At 72.2% G+C, this 4,605-nt stretch carries 5 protein-coding genes; 2 read left to right on the top strand and 3 right to left on the bottom strand.

The window, feature by feature from the left end; all coding sequences use genetic code 11:
- Positions 1 to 327 precede the first annotated feature (327 nt).
- Positions 328 to 708, bottom strand: a complete 381-nt coding sequence (locus VR45_RS25060; protein WP_159394345.1) for a DUF6191 domain-containing protein — start codon at positions 706 to 708, stop codon at positions 328 to 330.
- 67 nt (positions 709 to 775) lie between these two features.
- Entirely contained in the window at positions 776 to 1,021 is a 246-nt protein-coding gene (locus VR45_RS25055; protein WP_045942091.1) for a hypothetical protein, read from the bottom strand.
- Between the two features lie 528 nt (positions 1,022 to 1,549).
- Here VR45_RS25055 and VR45_RS25050 point away from each other — a divergent pair.
- A complete protein-coding gene (locus VR45_RS25050) occupies positions 1,550 to 3,067 on the top strand; it encodes an MFS transporter (RefSeq protein ID WP_078896807.1) in 1,518 nt (505 codons plus the stop codon).
- Between the two features lie 200 nt (positions 3,068 to 3,267).
- Here VR45_RS25050 and VR45_RS25045 read toward each other — a convergent pair whose 3' ends face one another.
- A complete protein-coding gene (locus VR45_RS25045) occupies positions 3,268 to 3,621 on the bottom strand; it encodes a hypothetical protein (protein WP_045942090.1) in 354 nt (117 codons plus the stop codon).
- A 379-nt stretch (positions 3,622 to 4,000) separates the two neighbouring features.
- Between VR45_RS25045 and VR45_RS25040 the strand changes: the two genes are divergently transcribed.
- The gene (locus VR45_RS25040) at positions 4,001 to 4,600 is read left to right on the top strand and encodes a fasciclin domain-containing protein (protein ID WP_045942089.1); all 600 of its coding nucleotides are present in this window, start codon (positions 4,001 to 4,003) and stop codon (positions 4,598 to 4,600) included.
- Positions 4,601 to 4,605: the final 5 nt, after the last annotated feature.

Genomic DNA, 4,605 nt, shown 5'->3' with positions numbered 1-4,605 from the left:
AGCTTCGCCAGCGCCAGCGGGCCCCACCACGAGCGCGGCACCCCGTACTCCACCAGCGGCTGGGTCACGAACTCCGCCCGCCGCGCGAGCGAGACACCCGAGAACCCGACCCACAGAGCACTGACAACGGCGAGGACGACGTGGGCGACAGACATGACAGGTACCCCGGATCTCGTGTGAAGGAAGCCTGCGGCGGGGAGGACCGGCTCCGACCGGCGCCGCCGCACATGCTCGAACACTCCACTGACCCACCGCCCCCGGCGGATGTGACAGCCCCGCCGAAAGTTCTTTCGCCCTGCGAGCAGAGCCGGAGCGCGGCGCCGGACGTCAGTGCCGAGCGCGACCGCCCGACGGGCCGCCGCCCGACTCCCCCTCCGCCCGCTCCCGCTTGCGGATCACCACCGCGGTGCCCGCGTCCAGGTCGATGCCGTGGCCGGGCGGGGCGGTCGCGTGGTCGTCGTCGCGCAGGACGAGCCGCGCCTGGCGCTGCTCGATCTGGACGCGCTTGCCCGCGTGGAAGAGGGCGTGCAGCTCCTCGAACACCGACATGCCGAGCCCGCCGGAGGATCCCGATCCGGCCTCCGGCCCGCCGTTGCGGCGGTTGCTCACCACCGCCGCCAGGGCGACCAGCCCGGTCACCAGGACCGCCGCCGCCATGACCACTGCCACCACCACCGTCATGCCCGTTCGAACGACCGGGTCACGCACGATCGTTCCGATGCCCGCCGCGCAGGAGGTCGGCGAGGTCGACTTCCTGCGCGGCGGGCGGTCGCGGTCACTGCCCCGCAGCCACCGCTTCCTCGTCCGTGACCTCCAGGCCGTACGCCACGACCGCCTGCCGCAGGCCGCCCGGGTACCCCGCGAGGGCGGGGGTGAAGTCCCAGTCCCCGGCGGCGTCGCGGTCGAAGCGGCCGAGGCGCATGGCGATGTTGGTCTCCGCCCCGTCCGCGAGGTGGACGACGGCCGCGTCCTGGTCGGCGCCCGCTTCGAGGATCAGCGCCGGTCCGGCGAACCCGGCCATGGTGGCCGCGGGGTGGTTCTCGGTGTCGGCGGCGGCGATGACGACCAGCCGGTCGGCCTCGGCGGGCAGTGCCTCGGCGGCTGGGTCACGAACTCCGCCCGGCGCGCGAGCGAGACACCCGAGAAGCCGACCCAGAGAGCACTGACAACGGCGAGGACGACGTGGGCGACAGACATGACGGATACCCCTGATTCGAATGGAGAGGGAGAGGAGGGCAAACGTGGCGGACCGATCCCGGCCCGCCCCGCCGCAGCTGCTCGAACACTCCACTGACCCGCCGCCCGCGACGGATGTGACAGCCCCGCAGAAGAATTTCTCGGGACTCCTCGCCCCGCGGGGCGCGACGGATCCCGGCAGGCCCTGCGGACGGGCCCCGTGGACGGACACCGCGTCCCGCCCGCCCGGCCACGGCGCGGCCGGGCGGGCGGGCGGAATACGCCGAATGAGCGGGTTGGCATGGTGTGGTGTGGTCCTGCGGGATCCGGGCAGACGCCGGGGGTCCTACCGGCGCGAGGGAAGGGGTTCACCATGGCCGACCCGGCGAAGGGCATGGAGCGAGAGGTGCGGCAACCACCATCGGCCCAGGACCGCCCCGGTGACGGGGTCATCGAGACGGACGTCCCCGCGCGCCTGGACCGGCTGCCGTGGTCCCGCTGGCACTGGCGGATCGTCATCGGGCTGGGGACGGTCTGGATCCTCGACGGTTTGGAGGTCACGATCGTCGGCAACATGGCGGCCCGGCTCGCCGAGAGCGGCAGCGGGATCACCATCACGACGACCCAGGTCACCACGATCGCGGCCGCCGTCTACGTCGCGGGGGCGTGCAGCGGCGCGCTGTTCTTCGGCTGGCTGACCGACCGGCTGGGCCGCAAGAAGCTCTTCATGATCACTTTGGCCGTCTACCTGGCCGCCACCGCCGTCACGGCCTTCTCCTGGACCGCCTGGTTCTTCTTCCTCTGCCGCTTCCTCACCGGGTTCGGCATCGGCGGCGAGTACGCGGCGATCAACTCCGCGATCGACGAGCTGATCCCGGCCCGGGTGCGCGGCCGGATCGATCTGGTGATCAACGGCAGCTTCTGGATCGGCGCGGCGATCGGCGCCTTCGCCTCCATCTCCCTGCTGAACACCGCCCTGTTCGCGACCGACCTGGGCTGGCGGCTGGCCTTCGGCATCGGCGTGGTGCTCGGCCTGGTCATCCTGCTGGTGCGCCGGCACGTCCCGGAGAGTCCGCGCTGGCTGTTCACCCACGGCCGGGCCGAGGAGGCCGAGCAGGTGGTGGCCGAGGCCGAACGGATCGTGCGGGAGGAGTACGGCCGCGAGCTGCCGCCCACCGAGGGCGCACCGATCCGCATCCGCGAGCGCGGACCGCTCGGCTTCGGCACCATCGCCCGCACAGTCGTCACCCGCTACCCGCGCCGCACGGTGCTCGGCCTGGCGCTGTTCATCGGGCAAGCCTTCCTCTACAACGCGGTGACCTTCGGCTACGCGGTGATCCTCACCAGGTACTTCGCCGTCCCCGAGGGCGACACCGGCTACTACTTCGCGGTGATCGCGGTCGGGAACTTCCTCGGACCGCTGCTGCTGGGCGGCCTGTTCGACTCCGTCGGACGCAAACCGATGATCGCCGGCACCTACATCGGCTCCGGTGTACTGCTGTTCGGCACCGCGCTGCTCTTCCAGCACGGCTCGCTGTCCGCCGTCACCATGACCGCCTGCTGGACGGCCGTCCTGTTCCTGGCCTCCGCCGGGGCCAGCTCCGCCTACCTGACGGTCAGCGAGATCTTCCCCCTGGAGACCAGGGCGATGTGCATCGCCTTCTTCTACGCCGTCGGCACCGCCATCGGCGGCATCAGCGGCCCCCTGCTGTTCAACGGCCTGGTGAGCAGCGGGAAGGTCTCCGACACCACCCTGGCGTTCTGCATCGGCGCGACCCTGATGACCCTCGCCGGACTGGTCGAGGCGGCGATCGGCGTCAAGGCGGAACGGCGCAGCCTGGAATCACTGGCCGCCCCGCTCGGCACCGTCGAACCCACCCGGACCACGTAGTACGGGACGCCCGGGGAGCGGCACAGCGCTGCCCAGATGGTGTACGGACTCGGCGTGAGGCCTGCTCCCCGGGGCCACCCTGCAGCTGTTCGTCAGCGAGTGGGTGTCCTGGAGCAGCGGTACAGCCCCGGTGACCGGGGTGGCGCGTCCGGATCGGCGCCGCCCCGGTCACCGGCCGGGCTCTGCCGGCGGGCCTGGGATCAGACCCGGTCGTAGACCATCCCGGAGCAGCGGTCGGGCGAGAAGGAGATGTCGACGCACAGCTTCCACCGCAGCGCACCGCCCTCGCCGACGGTCACGACGTAGTCCCGCCAGGAGCCGTTGCCGTTGTAGTTGACGATGCGGGGCTGCTTCACGTCGTTGATCCAGTACTCGATGAAGACGCTGTTGCCGTCGGACTTGGTGTCCTGGAGACCGAAGTTGTTCCGGTTCGGGTCGTAGTAGGCGGCGGCGCCGGTGACGGCGGTGTTCGACGCGGCGGCCGGGCCGGCGACGGCGAACAGCGCCGCGGCGCTCATCGTGGCGGCCAGGGTGAGTTTCGTGGCCTTGCGCATGGTGCATCCCCCAGGTTCGTCGTGGACTTCTCGGTCGGAGGCCGCCGGACCCGGACCACGAAGCCCCCCTCGGGCCGTTCGAGTCGGCTGTGCCTCCGGGAGAAGCCTGCCGCAGGCCCGGGGACGGCGTCTTGGAGGAATGCGCACCGCCGGATGACGCCCCCGGTCGGCCGCACAGGGGCCGCACCGGGTCGGCCCGGTCGGCCGGTGCGGTCCGGTCGGTCGTTGCGGTCCGGTCGGCCGCCGGTCCGGGGACGGCTCCGCACGGGTGACGGGCGGTGCGGTCCGGGGCCGATCTCCCTGGCGGCGGCTCGGCGCGGTGTCACCATCTGGGGCGTATCCGGCACGATTCGACCGGTTCCCCCTGGAGGATCCCCGCATGAGCCGCCGTACCCACCGCCCCGCCCTCCTCACGGCCCTGGCGCTCGCCGTCGCCGCGCTCGCCGGTTGCGGCGGCGTCGACGCCGGGACCGGCGGGCCCGGCCCGGTGGCCGTCGCGCCCCCGCCGCCCGAGAAGGCCTTCGGCCAGGCCTGCGCGGCGATGCCCGGCGACGGCCCCGGCAGCCTCGACGCGATGGGCCGCCTGCCGGTGCTGGGCGCGATCGATCAGACCAAGGACCTCTCCCAGCTGTCCGCCCTGGTCAAGACGGCCAAGGCGAAGGACATCTTCGACTCGATGGAGAACGTCACCGTCTTCGCCCCGAACGACGCGGCCTTCGCCAAACTGGGCGAGGACCAGAAGAAGGCCCTCGCCACCCAGCAGGGCGCCGGCGACCTGGTCCGCAAGCTCATCGTCGTCCGCGACCTGCGCAAGGACGACCTCCAGGACAAGCAGTACACCTCGCTCCAGGGCGCCGCGATCAAGGCCACCGGCAGCGGCGAGGACTACCGCATCGGCGGCGCGCAGGTGCTCTGCGGCAGCATCAGGACGGCCAACGCGCGGCTCGCGATCCTGGACACCGTGCCGGCCTTCGGCTGACGGCG

The organism is Streptomyces sp. NRRL S-495, assembly GCF_000966955.1.
Taxonomy (GTDB): domain Bacteria; phylum Actinomycetota; class Actinomycetes; order Streptomycetales; family Streptomycetaceae; genus Kitasatospora; species Kitasatospora purpeofusca.
Note: the sequence above shows the minus strand (reverse complement) of the source record. Positions and strands in the feature narration are given on the sequence as shown.

What these genes read in the sequence shown, in the direction of transcription:
- VR45_RS25055 (WP_045942091.1), bottom strand. Translation starts at nt 1,021, where the DNA reads ATGGCCGGGTTCGCCGGACCGGCGCTGATCCTCGAAGCGGGCGCCGAC.
- VR45_RS25050 (WP_078896807.1), top strand. Translation starts at nt 1,550, where the DNA reads ATGGCCGACCCGGCGAAGGGCATGGAGCGAGAGGTGCGGCAACCACCA.
- VR45_RS25045 (WP_045942090.1), bottom strand. Translation starts at nt 3,621, where the DNA reads ATGCGCAAGGCCACGAAACTCACCCTGGCCGCCACGATGAGCGCCGCG.
- VR45_RS25040 (WP_045942089.1), top strand. Translation starts at nt 4,001, where the DNA reads ATGAGCCGCCGTACCCACCGCCCCGCCCTCCTCACGGCCCTGGCGCTC.